Below are 18,495 nucleotides of genomic sequence, written 5' to 3' on the forward strand. Positions count from 1 at the left end.
CAATATTCTTTCACGGCTGCGAGTTTTGCCTGCACTGTATATTTACCCATGACGCCTCCAAAGGTTGCGTCCAACCTTCGGGGGTCATACCAGAGCGTGAGGAACGATAAGCCTGACTATTGTGCGAGAGCGTGCGGATAACCTCAATCCACCTAACCTATCGTGCGACGCTCTGCGTCGCATGCCGTTCTGGACGCTCTGCGTCCTCTTTAATCGTCAGGCCCGCTGCGACTCGGCTTCTTCGTGGGCGTGGCGCAGGCGTTCGCGGCTGTTGGTCAGATGCAGGCGCATGGCGGCGCGAGCCGCATCGGAGTCCTGACGGGCGATGGCGTCGAAAATTTCTTCGTGCTCGCGGCTCAGGCGGTCCATGTAGTGCTGCTGATCATCATGGGCCAGACGCGCAGAGTTCAACCGTGTGCGCGGGATGATGCTGGTGCCCAAGTGGGTCATGATGTCCGTGAAATAGCGATTGCCGGTCGATAGCGCAATCTGCAGGTGGAACTGGAAGTCAGACGCCACCGCATCCGTGGCGTGTGCGGCACTTTCATTGAGCGCGTCCAGCGCCGAACGCATCGCCGCCAACTGCTCGTCACTGCGCCGCTGGGCTGCCAGCCCGGCCGACTCGACTTCCAGGCTGATACGCAATTCGAGAATAGCCAGCACATCACGCAGAGTGACAATGGTGGCCGGATCGATACGGAACCCACTGGGGCTTGGCGTATCGAGAACGAAGGTGCCGATGCCGTGGCGGGTCTCGACCAGACCGGACGCTTGCAGGCGCGAAATCGCCTCGCGTACCACGGTGCGGCTAACGCCCTGCTCTTCCATGATTGCGGATTCGGTAGGCAGTTTGTCGCCACGCTTGAGCTGACCGCTGCGAATTCGCTCGGACAGCTCAGTCACCAACTCCTGCGCGAGGCTGCGGTGTTTTCTACGGGCGCGGGGCGGAGCGCTTTGATTTTCCATCCAACATCGATCTCTGGACTGCTAAACATGGGCTAATCATAGCTCAGCGGTTGTATGATCACACCCTCAAAAGCGCCACCCGCCCAACAGCACTAACCTCAAACCGCTGCTGGTGTCGGTTGCTCGAGCAGTTTTGCGCCCTCGATACGCACATGCCGACCATGAAAGCGTTTGAGGCTGCTGCGATGTCCGATACTGACCAGCGTCAAACCGGGCAGGCCATCAATGATTGCGCGGTGCATGGCAGCCTCGTCATCCTCATCCATGGCCGAGGTGGCCTCATCCATATACAGCCAGCTTGGCGCGACCAGCAAGGCGCGAGCAAACGCCACTCGCTGCTGCTCGCCGGGCGACAGAAAGCGTTGCCAGTGATTGCTTTCATCCAGTCGCGGTATCAGGCGCTCCAGACGACACTGGTTCAGCACCTCTGCAAAGCGTTCTGCCGGGTAGCGTTGCGCAGGTTGTGGATAACTCATTGCCTCACGCAAGGTGCCGATGGGCAGATAAGGCCGTTGCGGCAGGAACAGCGCCGTCCCTGTGGGCAAGCAAATCTGGCCCGAACCGTGCGGCCATAGACCACCGAAAGCCTTCAGCAACGAGCTTTTGCCACTGCCCGAGCGACCACTGAGCATCACTCGCTCTCCCGGACCGATATGCAGATTGGCATCGCTCAACAGTTGACGCCCCCCTGCGAGGCTCAATTCCAGGCCACGCAGGTCCAGTGTGTCGTTAGCGTGAACCCTTTCAATGGCCGGTTGCTGCGCTTCATGATCAGTCATGGCCTGACGGAAGCTCAGCAGGCGGTCACAGGTGGCGCGCCATGAGGCCAGCGTGCTGTAGGCGCTGATGAACCAACTGAAGTTCTCCTGCACATTACCGAATGCCGAATTGATCTGCATCAGATCACCCAACTCGATCTTGCCCGAAAAATACCGCGGCGCAGCCACGATGAAAGGAAAGATCAGGGCAATCTGCGAATAACCCGATGTGAAGAACGTCAGTCGCTTCTGGACTTTCATGGATGCCCGGAAGTTATTCCAGATCATCATGAAGCGCCCGCTGAGGCGCTGGTTTTCATTACGCTCGCCCTCGGACAAGGCAATACTTTCGGCGTTTTCCCGTACACGCACCAGAGCAAAACGCAGGTCCGCCTCAAAGCGCTCCTGTTGGTTGTTCAATGGGATCAGCCGCTTGCCGATCCAGTGCGTTAACAGGCTGCCGATAAGCGCGTAAAGCAGGGCCGCCCAGAACATATAGCCGGGTATGGTGACCCCGAACAGTTCGATGCTGCCCGACACGCCCCAGAGAATGACCGAGAACGAGACAAGACTGACGACCGCACTCATCAAGCCAAGCCCCAGACTGAGGGTGCTGGTGGTGAACTCGTTGAGGTCTTCGGACAGACGCTGGTCGGGGTTGTCGGTATACCCGCCCTGCTCCAGGTGGTAGTAGTTCTTGTCTGCCAGCCAGCGGGCGAAGTGCTGTTCAGTCAGCCAGCGACGCCAGCGGATAGTCAGCAACTGGGTCAGGTACAGACGATAAACCGCTGCCAGAATGGCGATCGCGGCGATACCGCTGAAGTACAGGATCAGGTGGGTGAAGGCAGCCAGGTCCTTATTCTCCAGCGCGTTGTAAAAATCCCGATACCAGCTGTTGAAGAAGACCGACACTTGTACGCTGAACAGCGACAGCGCAATCACCGAAACCAGCAACAGCCAGGCGGTGACCTTTTCCTCACTGCGCCAATACGGCGTTATCAGCTTCCAGACGCGGTGTAGAAACGCCCCTTTCACAGTGTCGTTGACGGCAGAATATTCAGCATTGCGATTCATGTAGGTCAGGCTCGCTCTCTTTGAAAGTACGATGCCTGATCACAATGAAGCAAAAAAACGCCTATACGACCACTATGAAAAAACCTTCATTAACGCCGCACAGGGCGCTTCTGCAACTTGCGTTGCAAGGTCCGGCGATGCATGCCCAGCGCCCGGGCTGTGGCGGAAATATTGCCCTCGTGCTCGGTCAGCACGCGCTGGATGTGCTCCCACTGCAAGCGATCCACCGACATCGGATTCTCGGGGACCAGCGTGTCGAGGTTGGCGTGTTCGGACAGCAGAGCCGCCAGCACATCATCGGCATCAGCCGGTTTGCACAGGTAATTGCACGCGCCGCGCTTGATGGCTTCGACCGCCGTGGCAATGCTCGAATAACCGGTGAGGATCACCACACGCATGTCCGGGTCCATTTCCAGCAGCTTGGGCAGCAGCACCAGACCTGAATCGCCATCCATTTTCAGGTCCAGCGCGGCGTATTCAGGAATGTCCTGCTGCGCCAGCGCCAGGCCTTCCTCTGCTGAACCTGCGGTGCTCACGCGAAAACCACGACGGCTCATGGCCCTCGCCATTACTCGGGTGAACGTCGCGTCGTCATCGACCAGCAACAGGTGCGGCAGCTCTTCGCCTTCGACCTGGATGTCTTCGTCACTCATGCTTCTTCTCCTCGCGTATCTCGGGGCAGGCGCAGCTCGGTGAGCGTACCGCCTTCTTCATGACTGTAGAGCTTTACCGAGCCACCCGCACGGGTGACGCTGGCCTTGCTCAGAAACAGACCCAGGCCGAAACCTTTGCCCTTGGTAGTAAAGAACGGCTTGCCGATCTGTTCGGCAATCGCCAGCGGCACACCTGCGCCGTGGTCGCGAATACTGATACAGACTTCTGTGCTGTCCCAGTTCAGGTTGACTTCAAGGCCATCGGGGCAGGCGTCGGCCGCGTTGTTGAGCAGGTTGAGCAGCGCCTGGGTAAGGTCCGGTGGCGGGGCCAGCATCGGTACCTCGCCCTTGCCCAACTGGTAAAAGCGGTAGCTCACTTCCGGGCGCATCAAATGCCAACGGTTGAGGGATTCGTCCAGCCAGCGGGTGGCAGGCTGCTGCTCAACGGCCATGCGCCGGTTGGCTTCGGCGGCACGCACCAGTTGCTGAAGGGTCTGTTTGCACTGCTTGACCTGCTCCTGCAACACCGACAGGTCGTCCTGCAAAGCAGGGTCACCGTGGTCCTGGCGCATTTCCTTGAGCAGCACGCTCATGGTCGCCAGTGGAGTGCCCAGTTCATGGGCCGCGCCTGCGGCCTGGGTCGCGACGGCAAGCAGCTGTTGATCGCGCAAGCCCTCCTCCCGGCGCTCGGCGCGCAACTGCTCCTGGCGACGCAGCTCTTCGGCCATCTTTGCCGCGAAAAAGGTGATGACGGAAGCCGCCAGCGCAAAACTCAGCCACATGCCGTAGACCTGCATGTTTTCCCGGGCAATGGAATCGGTTTCCAGCGGGTAGGAACGCACCATCAGCAAGGTGTACATGCTCAGCGCAAAGCCGGACAGAATCAGCGAGTAACGCCACGGCAGCGTGGCGGCGGCAATGGTCAGCGGCACCAGATAATAAGACACGAACGGGTTGGCCGAGCCGCCCGAGTAATACAGCAGCGCGCTGTGAATCAGCAGGTCCAGCGCCAGTTGCAGCGCATATTCGAGCTCAGTGAGCGGCAGCGAGGTGCGCAGACGAATGACTGTCAGCCCGCACAGGACCAGCGAACAGCCCGGGGTGATCGACAGTTGCAGCCACGGCAGTGGCAGAAAGTCGAACAGCCAGGCCATACCTACCGAGCCGGCTTGCGCGGCCAGCACCAGAATACGGATGAATGTCAGGCGCCACAGGTTTTGACGTGTGGCCGAAAGCATTTGAACGGGGGCGAGCATGAGCTCTCCTGATGAGTGCTCCAGGCGGATCGCAGCGAGTATAACCAAGCGAGAGGCAAAACTGGAAAAGTGCGTCAACGCACCGCACACCACAGCAGCCCGGCATCGCAGGAACCGGGCCAAAGCGCTACAGTCAGAACACTTTGCGCCGAGCGACACGTGTCGCAGGCCGTTTGATAACAAGGAGCTCTCATGTTCAATCTTCGCCCTGCTGCCACGCTCGTCGCGCTGGCCGCCGCCCTGTCCAGCCTGCCGGCCCTGGCTGAAGAAGCCCGCTACAACCAGATTTCCTTGCGCGCCGAGGTCAATCAGGAAGTCCAGCGCGACCTGATGCTGGTTACCCTTTATACCGAAGCACAGGACAGCGACCCGGCCAAACTGGCAGCTCAGATCACTGAAACCCTGAACAAGGCTCTGGGCCAGGCGCGGCAGGTCAAGGATGTGAAGATCCGTCAGGGCAGCCGCAACAGCTATCCGGTTTACGACGACAAAGGGCAGAAGATCACCGGCTGGCGTGAACGCGCCGAGCTGCGTCTGGAAAGTGCGGACTTTGCGATACTTTCGAAGCTGACCGGCGAGCTGCTGACGGATCTGAAAATGGGCGGCATGGACTTCTCGATCTCGCCATCGACCCGCAAGGCCAGCGAAGACGCCCTGCTCAAGGACGCCGTGACTGCGTTCAAGGCCCGAGCGCAACTGGTCACAGAAGCCTTGGGCGGCACGGGTTACAAGCTGGTTAACCTGAACCTGAACACCTCGGGCTACCCGCAGCCGTATCTGCGCGCACCGGTGATGATGATGGCAAAATCCTCGCGGGAAGACTCAGCGCCAACACCCGATGTCGAAGCGGGCACCAGCCAGGTCAGCGTTGCAGCCGATGGCGTGATTGAAGTCGCGATTCCCTGAGAAACGGTCATCATTTATTCCGAGCCCGGAAACCGGAGCTCAATCAGCACAACTATCGCTCCCATGCTCTGCGTGGGAATGCAGTTACCGACGCTCTGCGTCCAATATTGAGAACGCAGCACTACGCGAGGGATCCATGGGACACACACTCTTCAAACCGCTGCTGCTGACCTCCGCTCTGCTGGCCTGCGCACCTCTGGCCCAGGCGGCCAGCACACTGGTGTATTGCTCGGAAGCCAGCCCGGCCGGTTTCGACCCCAGTCAGTACACCAGCGGCACCGACTTCGATGCCTCGGCCGAAACCGTCTTCAACCGCCTGACCCAATTCAAGCGTGGCGGCACGGAAGTGGAGCCAGGCCTGGCTACTCGCTGGGACGTCTCGCCGGATGGCCTGACCTACACGTTTCACCTGCGCGACGGCGTGAAGTTCCACACCACGGACTATTTCACTCCTACTCGCGCATTCAACGCTGACGACGTGCTGTTCACGTTCAACCGCCTGCTCGACGCCAACCATCCGTTCCGCAAGGCCTACCCGTCCGAGTCTCCCTACTTCACTGATATGGGCCTGAACACAACGATCAAGAGCGTCGAGAAAGTCGACCCGCTGACCGTCAAGTTCACCCTGAACAACATTGACGCTGCGTTCGTGCAGAACCTGGCCATGAGCTTCGCGTCCATCCAGTCCGCCGAGTACGCAGACAAATTGCTCAAGGAAGGCAAGGCCGAGGAGTTGAACCAGAAGCCGATCGGCACTGGCCCGTTCGTCTTCAAACGCTACCAGAAAGACTCGCAGATCCGTTACGCGGGCAACACCGAGTACTGGAAGCCCGAGGACGTGAAGATCGACAATCTGATCTTCTCGATCAGCAGCGATGCCGCAGTGCGCATGCAGAAGCTCAAGGCTGGCGAATGTCAGGTCAGCGGCTATCCGCGTCCGCAGGACATCGAAGAAATGAAAAAGGACCCGAAACTCAAGGTCCTCAGCCAGCCGGGCTTCAACCTGGGGTTCCTCGCCTACAACGTCACCCATGCGCCGCTTGATCAGCTCAAGGTGCGCCAGGCGCTGGACATGGCTATCGATAAACCGGCGATTATCAAAGCGGTTTACCAGAGCGCCGGTCAACTGGCCGAAAACGCCTTGCCGCCGGGTCAGTGGAGCTATGACCCGACGATCAAGGATGCCCCTCACGATCTGACCAAGGCAAAGCAACTGCTCAAGGAAGCAGGCGTGACACCGGGCACGAAAATCGACCTGTGGGCCATGACCGTACAGCGCGCCTCGAACCCCAATGCGCGCATGTCTGCACAGATGATTCAGTCCGACTGGGAAAAGATCGGCATCAAGGCCAACATCGTCAGCTACGAGTGGGGCGAATACATCAAGCGCGCCAAGGCAGGCGAGCATGACGCGATGATCTACGGCTGGACCGGTGACAACGGCGACCCTGACAACTGGCTAGGTGTGCTGTACAGCTGTGCAGCCGTCAAAGGCAGCAACTACGCCAAGTGGTGTGACCCGGCCTACGACAAGCTGGTGCAGCAGGCCAAGCTGACCAGTAACCGCGACGAGCGCATCAAGCTCTATCAGCAGGCCCAGCACATTCTCAAGCAGCAGGTACCGATCACACCTATTGCCAACTCGAAGGTGTTTCAGCCGATGCGCCAGGAAGTGCAGGACTTCAAGATCAGCCCATTCGGTCTGACACCCTTCTATGGTGTCAGCCTGGGAACAGTGAAGTAACAACATGGCTCCAACCGGGTGCATTTTTCTCACCCGGTTGCGCCTTAACGGTGCGTAAAACGCTTCAAAAAACGACACGCAAACGATCAACAGGGTCGAAAATTACACTTTCGCGACATTCCTGTACGATCGTGCCACTCTTTGTCGCTTCTTTGGCGTCACTGTCTTGCTTTGGGTATGGCCCCTGCATAAGTATCGGATGGATCGGCTCACGAGGTCGTTCCCTCTAATCAAAATGACAACAACTGAGGCAACCATGCTCAAACACGCGGTCATTCCGTTTCTGGTCGGCGCCAGCCTGCTCGCCAGTGCTCCTTTCGCTCACGCAGCTTCGAATCTGGTGTTCTGCTCCGAGGGCAGCCCTGCCGGATTCGATCCGGGTCAATACACCACAGGTACTGACTTCGACGCCGCAGCAGAGACCATTTTCAACCGCCTGAGCCAGTTTGAACGCGGCGGCACCTCCGTGGTGCCCGGCCTGGCAACCAAGTGGGACATCTCTGATGATGGCCTCACGTACACCTTCCACCTTCGCGAAGGCGTCAAGTTTCACACCACGCCCTACTTCAAGCCGACCCGTGAATTCAATGCCGATGACGTGCTGTTCACGTTCAATCGCATGATCGACAAGGACATGCCTTACCGCAAAGCGTATCCGACCGAATTCCCGTACTTCACTGATATGGGTATGGACACCAACATCACCAAGATCGAAAAAGTCGACGACCACACCGTCAAGTTCATTCTTGGCAAAGTCGACGCTGCGTTCATCCAGAACATGGCAATGAGCTTCGCGTCCATCCAGTCCGCAGAGCACGCCGCCAAGCTGCTCAAGGAAGGCAAGCCGGAGCTGATCAACCAGCAGCCTATCGGCACCGGTCCGTTTGTGTTCAAGAGCTACCAGAAAGACTCCAATATTCGTTACACCGGCAACAAGGACTATTGGAAGCCTGAAGACGTCAAGGTCGAAAACCTGATCTTCGCCATCACCACCGATGCCTCGGTGCGCATGCAGAAGCTCAAGAAAAACGAATGCCAGATCACCGCTTACCCACGTCCTGCCGACCTTGAGCCACTCAAGGCCGACAAAAACCTGAAGATGCCTGATCAGGCTGGCTTCAACCTGGGTTACATCGCCTACAACGTGATGCCTGAGATCAAGGGCGAAGACCATCCAAATCCCTTGGCTCAGTTGAAAGTGCGCCAAGCGCTGGACATGGCGGTCAACAAGCAGCAGATCATCGACTCGGTTTACCAGGGTGCAGGTCAATTGGCGGTCAACGCCATGCCGCCGACTCAGTGGTCCTATGACACCACCATCAAGGATGCCAAGTACGATCCCGAGAAAGCTCGCGAGCTGCTCAAGGAAGCGGGCATCAAGGAAGGCACCGAAATCACCCTGTGGGCGATGCCGGTTCAGCGTCCTTACAACCCCAACGCCAAACTGATGGCCGAAATGCTCCAGAACGACTGGAAGAAGATCGGTATCAACGCCAAGATCGTCAGCTATGAATGGGGCGAGTACATCAAGCGGGCCAAGAATGGCGAGAACGGCGCCATGCTGATTGGCTGGATCGGCGATAACGGTGACCCCGACAACTGGCTCGGCACCCTGTTCGGCTGTGACGCCCTGAACGGCAACAACTTTGCCAAATGGTGTGACAAGCCGTTCGACACGCTGATCCATCAGGCCAAGGAAACGTCCGATCAGGCCAAGCGCACCGAGCTGTACAAACAGGCGCAACACCTCCTGAAAGACGCAGTGCCGATGACGCCTATTGCGCACTCGACTGTCTACCAGCCCATGCGCACTAGCGTACAGGACTTCAAGATCAGCCCGTTTGGCTTGAATTCCTTCTACGGCGTGAGCGTAACCGGGAAATAAAACCGGCGGCAGGGCGCGCCCCCCCNCCTGAACATGAGCCCCGAGCAGTTGGTTGAAAAAGTGTCGATATTGGCACTCTTCGACTATCACTAAGATATTTCCTACGCACTTTGCTGCCTGCGAGCCTATATACCGCGCGTCTTTGGCGAATTACCGTCCTGAGGTCGCGGCAACTGGCAGGAAGCCAGCCGCTTCGTGGCCGTTGTAACCCAATGTGTGCGGACAGGTTGTTCGGAAATCTTTTTCGGGTCAGCGCCTTCGGGCCAGTTAGACATTCGAGCCTCGGCTCGTCCTTTGAAGGATAGGGATCATCATGCGTAAAACTCTTGCGATGACGTCGTGCCTGGGACTGTTGGCACTGGCCCCGTTTGCCCAGGCGGCAAGCAATCTGGTGTTTTGCTCCGAAGCGAGTCCGGCTGGCTTCGACGGTGCTCAATACACCTCATCCACCGATAACGATGCATCCGAGCCGATCTATAATCGACTCACCGAATTCAAGCAGGGCGATACCAGCGTGGTTCCGGGGCTGGCTACTTCATGGGATGTTTCGCAAGACGGTCTGACCTACACGTTTCATCTGCGCGAAGGCGTGAAGTTTCACAGCAACAAGAACTTCAAGCCCAGCCGTGATTTCAATGCCGACGACGCGCTGTTCACCTTCAACCGCATGCTCAACCCCGACCATCCGTTTCGCAAAGCCTACCCGACCGAGTTCCCCTACTTCACCAGTATGGGCCTGAACAAAAAGATCAAATCCATCGACAAGACCGACCCGCTGACCGTGGTGTTCACCCTCAATACGGTCGATGCAGCGTTCATCCAGAACATCGCGATGAACTTCGCCGGGATCCTCTCCGCCGAATACGCCGAACAACTGATGGCCAAGGGTGATGTGCGCGACATCAACCAGCAACCGATTGGCACGGGGCCTTTCGTGTTCCAGCGCTATCAGAAAGACTCGCAGATTCGTTACAAGGGCAACAAGGAGTTCTGGGACCCGAGCCGGGTGAAGATCGACCAGTTGATTTTCGCCATCGTGACCGACGCCTCTGCCCGCATGCAGAAGCTCAAGGCCAACGAGTGCCAGGTCTCGGTCAACCCGCGTCCGGCAGACCTTGCCAGCCTCAAGGAAGACAAAAGCCTGCAGATCATCGAGAAGCCAGGCTTCAACCTCGGTTACATCTCCTACAACGTACGCCACGAGCCGCTAGGCAAGCTGGAAGTGCGCCAGGCGCTGGACATGGCCGTCAACAAGCAAGCAATCATCAACGCGGTATATCAGGGCGCAGGACAACTGGCAGTCAATGCCATGCCGCCAACCCAGTGGTCCTACGATGACAGTATCAAGGACGCGCCTTACGACCCGGAAAAAGCGAAAACCCTGCTCCGCGCGGCTGGCGTCAAGGAAGGCACCGAACTGACCCTCTGGGCCATGCCGGTCCAGCGTCCTTACAACCCCAACGCCAAGCTGATGGCAGAGATGCTGCAGGCCGACTGGGCCAAGGTCGGCATCAAAGTCCGGATCGTCAGTTACGAATGGGGTGAATACCTCAAGCGCACCAAGAATGGCGAACACGATATCTCGCTGATCGGCTGGACCGGCGACAACGGTGACCCGGACAACTGGCTGGGCACGCTGTACAGCTGCGCCGCCATTGGCGGTAACAACTACTCGATGTGGTGCGACGAAAAATACGACCAGCTGGTCAAGGCCGCCGTCGCTGTCACCGACCGCGAGCAGCGCACCGACCTGTACAAACAGGCGCAACGCTACCTCAAGGAACAGGTGCCGATCACCCCGATTGCCCACTCGACGGTCAATCAGCCGTTGCGCGCCGAGGTCAGAGACTTCCACGTCAGCCCGTTTGGTCGCAACAACTTTTCAGGCGTCAGCATCGCCGACTGATCAGCAACCACGCATGCCCTCGCCGTCTTGTGTCACGGCGAGAGCCAGCACTTGCGCGTTTATACCGATAACAACGCAGGGCCCAAAGCCCTGCACCACCAAAAGCCAGGCTTAAGAACTGGCATATAAAAAAGTGATAAAGGGAGCTGCACATCGTGAAAACAACAAGTACTGCGTTATTGGCCTTATCTCTCTCGTCGTTCGGCGCATTGGTTCAGGCAGAACCAGCCAGCCAGACGTTCATACCGACCGAGCTGAGCTCCAAGAACGCACAGGCTGACGCCAACGGCTTTATCGAAGATCAACACCTGACCGGCACGACCCGCAACTGGTACGCCAACGAACTGAAGCGTCGTGGCGAGGTTTTCCGCTACAACGACAACGGCGTCGCTGAGCAGACCTCGCGTCGTATCAACTGGCAGCAGGGCACCATCGTCAACTACACCTCGGGCTACACGCAGGGTGTTGTAGGTTTCGCCACCGAGCTGGCACTGTACAACGCCATTGCGCTGGACCGTGACACCGATGACTTTGCCGGCAACTCCAACCGTACCCTGGCACACAGTGACGGTGATGCAGTGGGTCAGTGGAGCAAGATGGGCCTGGGCAACGTGAAGGCGCGGGTTTCCAACACCGTCCTGACCATGGGTCGCCAATCGGTGAACACCCCGGTCATCGCCTTCATTGGCAACCGCGCACTGCCTTCCAGCTTCCAGGGTGTTGCCGTACAGAGCGACGAGCTCAACAACCTGTCGTTTCAAGCCGGTAGCTTCGACCGCGTATCGCCACGTATGGAACAGAGTCTGGACAAGTTCCGCTCCGAGTACGGTGATCGCAGCCAGACCGCCGACCGCCTGGACATGTTCGGCGCTGACTACAAGCCGACCGACAGCCTGACTACCAGCTTTTATGCATCGAATCTGGAAGATTTCTGGCACCAGTACTACTTCGGCTTCACCCACGAACTGGGTGACAGCAAGGCACTGGCGCTCAGCACCAACCTGAACTACTACAAGACCAAGGACTCCGGTCAAAGCAAACAGGGCCCTATCGACAACGATACCTACAGCCTGTCGTTCACCGGTACGCATAACGCTCACAGCATCAGCCTTGCCTATCAGCAAGTGTCTGGCGATGAGTATTTCGACTATGCGCACGACACCAACGCAATCTTCCTGGCCAACTCCCTGCTCTCGGACTTCAACGGCCCGAACGAGAAATCCCTGCAGATCGCCTACGTACTGAACATGGCCGAATATGGCGTGCCGGGCCTGAAGTTCAACATTTACCAGGCGCGCGGCTGGGACATCGACGGTACCAAATATAAAGGCAACGTCTACGGCGACGTCCAGACAATCAATGGCGTTCGGACAGCGAGCGGCGTAAACGCAATGGACGGCGAGACTCACTACGAATACGGTATCGGTACGTCGTACTCCGTGCAGTCCGGCCCGCTCAAGGCCACTGCCATCCGCGCCACTTACACCACGCACCGCGCCAGCGAGAATCAGGCTGATGGCAACATCAACGAATTCCGTCTGGTGACCACCGTTCCGTTCAACATTCTTTGATTCGCTGAAAACCGTTCTGGTGCAAGGCAACAGCCTTGCGCCAGAACATCACCATCGGCGTCAACTCTATGGAGGGTTCACAATGAAACTGTTATCGCTACGCAACTCGATCGCCCTGGCCCTGCTCAGCGTCGCCGTCAGTGTTTCGGCAAAACCCCTGGTGGTCTGCACCGAAGCCAGCCCCGAAGGCTTCGACATGGTGCAATACACAACAGCCGTGACGGCCGACGCCGTGGCTGAAACCGTATTCAATCGCCTGGCGGATTTCAAACCCGGTACCACGGAAGTGATTCCTGCGCTGGCTGAATCCTGGGACATCAGCGAAGACGGTCTGACCTACACTTTCCACCTGCGCAAAGGCGTCAAGTTCCACACCACAGACTATTTCAAACCGACCCGCGACATGAACGCCGACGATGTGCTCTGGAGTTTCCAGCGTCAGCTGGACCCGAAACACCCGTGGCATGACAAGTCGAGCGTTGGCTTCCCCTACTTTGAAAGCATGGGCTTCAAAGAGCTGCTGAAAAGCGTCGAAAAAACTGACGACTACACCGTCAAATTCACCCTGACCCGCCGCGAAGCACCATTCCTGGCCGACCTGGCCATGGCGTTCGCCTCTATCTACCCGGCAGAATATGCCGACCAGTTGTTGAAAGCCGACAAGACCAACGATCTAAACAGCAAGCCAATCGGCACCGGCCCATTCATCTTCCAGCGCTATGCCAAGGATGCGCAGGTACGCTTCAAGGCCAATCCGGACTACTTCCGCGGCAAGCCGCCTGCCGAAGCATTGATTCTGGCCATCGCCACCGACAACAACGTGCGCCTGCAGAAACTCAAGGCCAACGAATGTCAGATCGCGCTGTACCCAAAGCCGGACGACGTGCCGAGCATCAAGAAAGACCCGAATCTGAAAATCGATGAAATGGAGGCCATGACCACCGGCTATATTGCGATCAACACCACGCACAAATATTTGAGCGATGTGCGGGTACGCAAAGCCATTGACATGACGTTCGACAAGAACGCTTATGTCAACGCGGTGTTCGGCAAGGGTAATGCGCTGGTAGCAGTCAACCCGTATCCGCCGACCCTGCTGGGTTACAACAACAGCCTGAAGAATCCGCCGGTCGACCTCGACAAGGCACGCGCCTTGCTGAAGGAAGCAGGCGTGCCGGAAGGCACCACGTTTACCCTGTTCACCCGCAACGGCGGTGGCCCGACCAACCCTAACCCGATGCTCGGCGCGCAAATGATGCAGTCCGACCTGGCAAAGATCGGCATCAAGATCGACATTCGTGTCATGGAATGGGGCGAAATGCTCAAACGCGCCAAGAACGGCGAACATGACATGGTGTCTGCCGGCTGGGCAGGCGACAATGGCGACCCGGACAACTTCCTGACCCCGATGCTTAGTTGTGAAGCGGCGAAAAACGGCGAGAACTATGCACGCTGGTGCAATGCCGAATTCCAGACGCTGATCGACAAGGCCCGCGAAACAGTGAACCCGCAGGAGCGTGCGACGCTCTATGAGCAAGCTCAGGCAATATTCAACAAGGACCAGCCGTGGATCAGTATGGCTCACACCAGAATGTTCACGGCCATGCGTAAAAATGTGGAGGGCTACCAAATCAGCCCGCTCACAACCAACAACTTCGCCACTACCCAGGTGAAGTAGAAAAATAATCCGGCGAGCTCATAACCCGAGACTCGCCGGAGCACGCCTAACCGGCTGATGAGGTACACACCAAGATGTTTAGTTTTATCGCCCGCCGAGTGGGGTTGCTGATACCCACTTTCTTCGGCATCACCTTATTGACCTTCGCCCTGATTCGCCTGATTCCGGGCGACCCGGTCGAAGTCATGATGGGTGAGCGCCGGGTCGATCCGGAAATGCACGCTCAGGCCATGGAACGTCTTGGTCTGAATAAGCCACTGTATGCCCAGTACATCGATTACATCGGCAAGCTCGCCCACGGCGACCTCGGTGAATCGCTGCGTACGCGCACCAGTGTCTGGAGCGAATTCACCTCGCTGTTCCCGGCAACCCTTGAGTTGTCGCTGGCGGCACTGATTTTTGCGGGTATTCTCGGGTTGCTGGCCGGGGTCATCGCCGCACTCAAGCGAGGGTCCCTGTTCGACCATGGGGTCATGGGGATTTCCCTGGCGGGCTACTCCATGCCGATCTTCTGGTGGGGCCTGATCCTTATCATGTTCTTCTCGGTATCACTGGGCTGGACGCCGGTATCCGGGCGGATCGACCTGCTGTACGACATTCCGCCGGTCACCGGCTTCATGCTGATCGACACCTTGCTCAGTGACGAACAAGGCGCGTTTCTCGATGCTTTGCATCACCTGATTCTTCCGGCCATCGTGCTGGGCACCATCCCGCTGGCGGTAATCGCCCGGATGACCCGCTCTTCGATGCTCGAAGTACTGCGTGAAGACTACGTGCGTACTGCACGGGCCAAAGGCCTGTCGCCAGCACGCGTGGTATTCGTTCACGGCCTGCGCAATGCGCTGATTCCAGTGCTGACCGTATTCGGCCTGCAAATCGGCACATTGCTGGCCGGTGCGGTACTGACCGAAACGATCTTCTCTTGGCCCGGTATCGGCAAGTGGCTGATCGAAGCCATCGGTGCCCGGGATTATCCGGTCGTGCAAAACGGCATTCTGCTGATCGCCTGTCTGGTGATCCTGGTCAACTTCGTGGTGGATATCCTCTACGGCTTTGCCAACCCACGCATACGTCATCAGCGCTGAGATCATCGATATGAGCACCCCTACTCCTGCGGTAGCAGTCGATCAAAGCCTGCTTTACCCATCCCCGTACAAAGAATTCTGGCAAGCGTTCTCGAAAAACAAAGGCGCGGTTGCCGGCCTGCTGTTCATGATCCTGATCGTGTTCTGCGCCCTGTTCGCCCCATGGGTTGCGCCCCATGACCCGAGCGAGCAATACCGTGACTTCCTGCTGACATCTCCGGTGTGGCTTGAAGGCGGTCAATGGCAATTCATCCTCGGCACCGACGAACTGGGCCGCGATCTGCTGTCGCGTCTGATCCAGGGTTCGCGCCTGTCGCTGCTGATCGGTCTGGCATCGGTGGTCATGTCGCTGATCCCGGGCATCCTGCTGGGCTTGCTGGCGGGCTTCTTCCCGCGCGTGCTGGGCCCTTCGGTCATGCGCCTGATGGACATCATGCTGGCCCTGCCATCGCTGCTGCTGGCTGTAGCCATCGTGGCAATTCTCGGCCCTGGCCTGATCAACACCGTGATCGCCATCGCCATCGTGTCGCTGCCGTCCTACGTACGTCTGACCCGCGCTGCGGTAATGGGCGAGCTGAACCGTGACTACGTGACGGCTGCGCGTCTGGCCGGTGCCACCCTGCCACGCCTGATGTTCATCACCGTGCTGCCCAACTGCATGGCACCGCTGATCGTTCAGGCAACGCTGAGTTTTTCCTCGGCCATTCTCGACGCCGCAGCGCTGGGCTTCCTGGGCCTTGGCGTACAGCCACCGACGCCTGAGTGGGGCACCATGCTCGCCTCGGCGCGCGACTACATCGAACGTGCCTGGTGGGTCGTAAGCCTGCCCGGTCTGACCATTTTGCTCAGCGTGCTGGCAATCAACCTGATGGGCGACGGTCTGCGCGATGCGCTGGACCCGAAACTCAAGAACGCCGCCTGAGGAGATTCGTATGTCACTTCTTGAAATCAAGAATCTCAATCTCCGCTTCGGCGACGCCAAGGCCGTACCTGTTGTGGACGGCCTGTCCCTGAGCGTCGAAAAAGGCGAAGTATTGGCCATCGTTGGCGAATCGGGGTCCGGTAAATCCGTGACCATGATGGCGCTGATGGGGCTGATCGATTCACCCGGCATCATCACCGCCGACGCGCTCAACTTCGACGGCAAGGACCTGCTCAAGCTGAACGCACGGCAGCGTCGTCGCATCATCGGCAAAGACCTGGCGATGGTTTTCCAGGACCCGATGACCGCGCTGAACCCCAGTTACACCGTGGGCTTCCAGATCGAGGAACTGCTGCGCCAGCACCTGAACATGTCGGGCAAGGCGGCACGCCAGCGCGCGCTGGAACTGCTGGAAAAGGTCGAAATCCCTGGTGCGGCTGCACGCCTGAATGCCTACCCGCATCAACTGTCGGGCGGCATGAGTCAGCGTGTAGCAATTGCCATGGCCATCGCCGGCGAACCGAAACTGCTGATCGCCGACGAACCGACCACCGCGCTGGACGTGACCATTCAGGCGCAGATCATGGAGCTGTTGCTGAGCCTGCAAAAAGAGCAGGACATGGCGCTGGTGCTGATCACTCACGACCTGGCGGTAGTGGCTGAAACCGCCCAGCGCGTCTGTGTGATGTATGCCGGTCAGGCCGTCGAAGTCGGTCAGGTGCCTGGTCTGTTCGAGATCCCTGCCCACCCGTACAGCGAAGCCTTGCTGGCTGCTATTCCCGAGCACAGCATGGGCGCCGAACGCCTCGCCACGCTGCCGGGCATGGTTCCGGGTCGCTATGACCGGCCACAGGGTTGCCTGCTTTCACCGCGCTGCCCGTATGTGCGCGACAACTGCCGGACCGAACGTCCTGGCCTGGACCCCAAGGCCCATAGTCTGGCGCGCTGCTTCTATCCCTTGAATCAGGAGGTGGCGTAATGAGCGTCGTACTTACCGCCCGCGACCTTACCCGTCACTACGAAGTCTCCCGAGGTCTGTTCAAAGGCACAGCGCTGGTGCGCGCGCTTAACGGTGTGTCCTTCGAACTGGAAGCCGGCAAGACCCTGGCTGTGGTCGGCGAGTCCGGCTGTGGCAAGTCGACACTGGCCCGCGCGCTGACACTGATTGAAGAACCTTCATCGGGTTCGCTGAAAATCGCTGGCCAGGAAGTGACCGGTGCCAGCAAGTCCGAGCGCAAGCAGTTGCGCAAAGACGTACAGATGGTATTCCAGAGCCCTTACGCGTCGCTCAACCCACGCCAGAAAGTCGGTGACCAGCTCGGCGAGCCGCTGTTGATCAACACCAAACTGTCGGCAGCAGAACGTCGGGAAAAAGTGCAGGCGATGATGGCTCAGGTCGGTTTGCGCCCCGAGCACTATCAGCGCTACCCGCATATGTTTTCCGGCGGTCAGCGTCAGCGTATCGCGCTGGCCCGGGCGATGATGCTACAGCCCAAAGTGCTGGTCGCGGACGAACCGACTTCGGCGCTGGACGTGTCGATTCAGGCACAGGTGCTGAACCTGTTCATGGATTTGCAGCAGGAATTCAACACCGCCTACGTGTTCATCTCCCACAACCTTTCGGTGGTGCGTCATGTCGCCGATACGGTATTGGTGATGTACCTGGGGCGGCCAGCGGAAATGGGTCCCAAGGAAGAGATCTACAACCGTCCGCTGCACCCTTACACTCAGGCACTGTTGTCAGCGACCCCGACCATCCACCCGGACCCGCTCAAACCGAAGATCAAGATCGTCGGCGAGCTGCCCAACCCGCTCAACCCGCCAAGCGGCTGCGCCTTCCACAAGCGCTGCCCTTACGCGACGGAACGTTGCGCAACAGACGTACCGGAGCTGCGTCTGGTGGATAACCGTCAGGTGGCCTGCCACTATGCCGAGCAATTTGTAGCGGCATAGGCTGAAGCTAGAAGCTAGAAGCTAGAAGACTATCGTGCCCACGCTCTGGTATGACCCCCGAAGGTTGGACGCAACCTTTGGAGGCGTCATGGGTAAATATACAGTGCAGGCAAAACTCGCAGCCGTGAAAGAATATTG

Annotated in this window: 14 protein-coding genes; 10 read left to right on the top strand and 4 right to left on the bottom strand. The window is 58.5% G+C overall.

Annotated elements, in window-relative coordinates; genetic code table 11:
* Nucleotides 1-216: 216 nt before the first annotated feature.
* The 4 genes from AO277_RS01475 to AO277_RS01495 all read right to left on the bottom strand — a co-directional run bounded on the left by AO277_RS01475 (nucleotide 217) and on the right by AO277_RS01495 (nucleotide 4,707).
* Nucleotides 217-966, bottom strand: a complete 750-nt coding sequence (locus AO277_RS01475; protein ID WP_002555183.1) for a FadR/GntR family transcriptional regulator — start codon at nucleotides 964-966, stop codon at nucleotides 217-219.
* Nucleotides 967-1,064: 98 nt separating this feature from the next.
* Nucleotides 1,065-2,798 carry an ABC transporter ATP-binding protein/permease gene (locus tag AO277_RS01480; protein ID WP_005734205.1) on the bottom strand — a complete coding sequence of 578 codons (1,734 nt, stop codon included), beginning with the start codon at nucleotides 2,796-2,798 and terminating at the stop codon, nucleotides 1,065-1,067.
* Nucleotides 2,799-2,887: 89 nt separating this feature from the next.
* Nucleotides 2,888-3,451: a response regulator transcription factor gene (locus AO277_RS01490; protein WP_002555185.1), complete on the bottom strand. Its 564-nt coding sequence runs from the start codon at nucleotides 3,449-3,451 to the stop codon at nucleotides 2,888-2,890.
* Nucleotides 3,448-4,707 (bottom strand): ATP-binding protein, encoded by a 1,260-nt coding sequence (locus AO277_RS01495; RefSeq protein WP_099258733.1) that lies wholly within the window; start codon nucleotides 4,705-4,707, stop codon nucleotides 3,448-3,450. Before AO277_RS01495 ends, AO277_RS01490 begins: the two co-directional genes overlap by 4 nt.
* Nucleotides 4,708-4,899: 192 nt before the next feature.
* On the opposite strand from AO277_RS01495, the gene AO277_RS01500 reads away from it, so the two are divergent.
* From AO277_RS01500 to AO277_RS01545, 10 genes are all read left to right on the top strand, one after another.
* Complete coding sequence (locus AO277_RS01500; protein WP_002555187.1) at nucleotides 4,900-5,613, top strand: SIMPL domain-containing protein; 714 nt, start codon at nucleotides 4,900-4,902, stop codon at nucleotides 5,611-5,613.
* A 136-nt stretch (nucleotides 5,614-5,749) separates the two neighbouring features.
* The gene (locus AO277_RS01505) at nucleotides 5,750-7,357 is read left to right on the top strand and encodes an ABC transporter substrate-binding protein (RefSeq protein ID WP_044319177.1); all 1,608 of its coding nucleotides are present in this window, start codon (nucleotides 5,750-5,752) and stop codon (nucleotides 7,355-7,357) included.
* A 256-nt stretch (nucleotides 7,358-7,613) separates the two neighbouring features.
* Nucleotides 7,614-9,242, top strand: coding sequence for an ABC transporter substrate-binding protein (locus AO277_RS01510; protein WP_044319176.1), 1,629 nt, complete (start codon nucleotides 7,614-7,616; stop codon nucleotides 9,240-9,242).
* 313 nt (nucleotides 9,243-9,555) lie between these two features.
* Nucleotides 9,556-11,148: an ABC transporter substrate-binding protein gene (locus tag AO277_RS01515; protein ID WP_044319175.1), complete on the top strand. Its 1,593-nt coding sequence runs from the start codon at nucleotides 9,556-9,558 to the stop codon at nucleotides 11,146-11,148.
* A gap of 155 nt (nucleotides 11,149-11,303) precedes the next feature.
* Nucleotides 11,304-12,719 (top strand): OprD family porin, encoded by a 1,416-nt coding sequence (locus tag AO277_RS01520; protein WP_002555191.1) that lies wholly within the window; start codon nucleotides 11,304-11,306, stop codon nucleotides 12,717-12,719.
* 82 nt (nucleotides 12,720-12,801) lie between these two features.
* A complete protein-coding gene (locus AO277_RS01525; RefSeq protein WP_005745330.1) occupies nucleotides 12,802-14,397 on the top strand; it encodes an ABC transporter substrate-binding protein in 1,596 nt (531 codons plus the stop codon).
* 74 nt (nucleotides 14,398-14,471) lie between these two features.
* The gene (locus tag AO277_RS01530; protein ID WP_002555193.1) at nucleotides 14,472-15,482 is read left to right on the top strand and encodes an ABC transporter permease subunit; all 1,011 of its coding nucleotides are present in this window, start codon (nucleotides 14,472-14,474) and stop codon (nucleotides 15,480-15,482) included.
* Between the two features lie 10 nt (nucleotides 15,483-15,492).
* A complete protein-coding gene (locus AO277_RS01535; RefSeq protein WP_044319174.1) occupies nucleotides 15,493-16,404 on the top strand; it encodes an ABC transporter permease subunit in 912 nt (303 codons plus the stop codon).
* 10 nt (nucleotides 16,405-16,414) lie between these two features.
* Nucleotides 16,415-17,383 carry an ABC transporter ATP-binding protein gene (locus AO277_RS01540; protein WP_044319173.1) on the top strand — a complete coding sequence of 323 codons (969 nt, stop codon included), beginning with the start codon at nucleotides 16,415-16,417 and terminating at the stop codon, nucleotides 17,381-17,383.
* Nucleotides 17,383-18,357 (top strand): peptide ABC transporter ATP-binding protein, encoded by a 975-nt coding sequence (locus AO277_RS01545; protein ID WP_003379694.1) that lies wholly within the window; start codon nucleotides 17,383-17,385, stop codon nucleotides 18,355-18,357. Before AO277_RS01540 ends, AO277_RS01545 begins: the two co-directional genes overlap by 1 nt.
* Nucleotides 18,358-18,495: the final 138 nt, after the last annotated feature.

This window comes from Pseudomonas amygdali (assembly GCF_002699855.1).
In the GTDB taxonomy this organism is placed as follows: Bacteria; Pseudomonadota; Gammaproteobacteria; order Pseudomonadales; family Pseudomonadaceae; genus Aquipseudomonas; species Aquipseudomonas amygdali.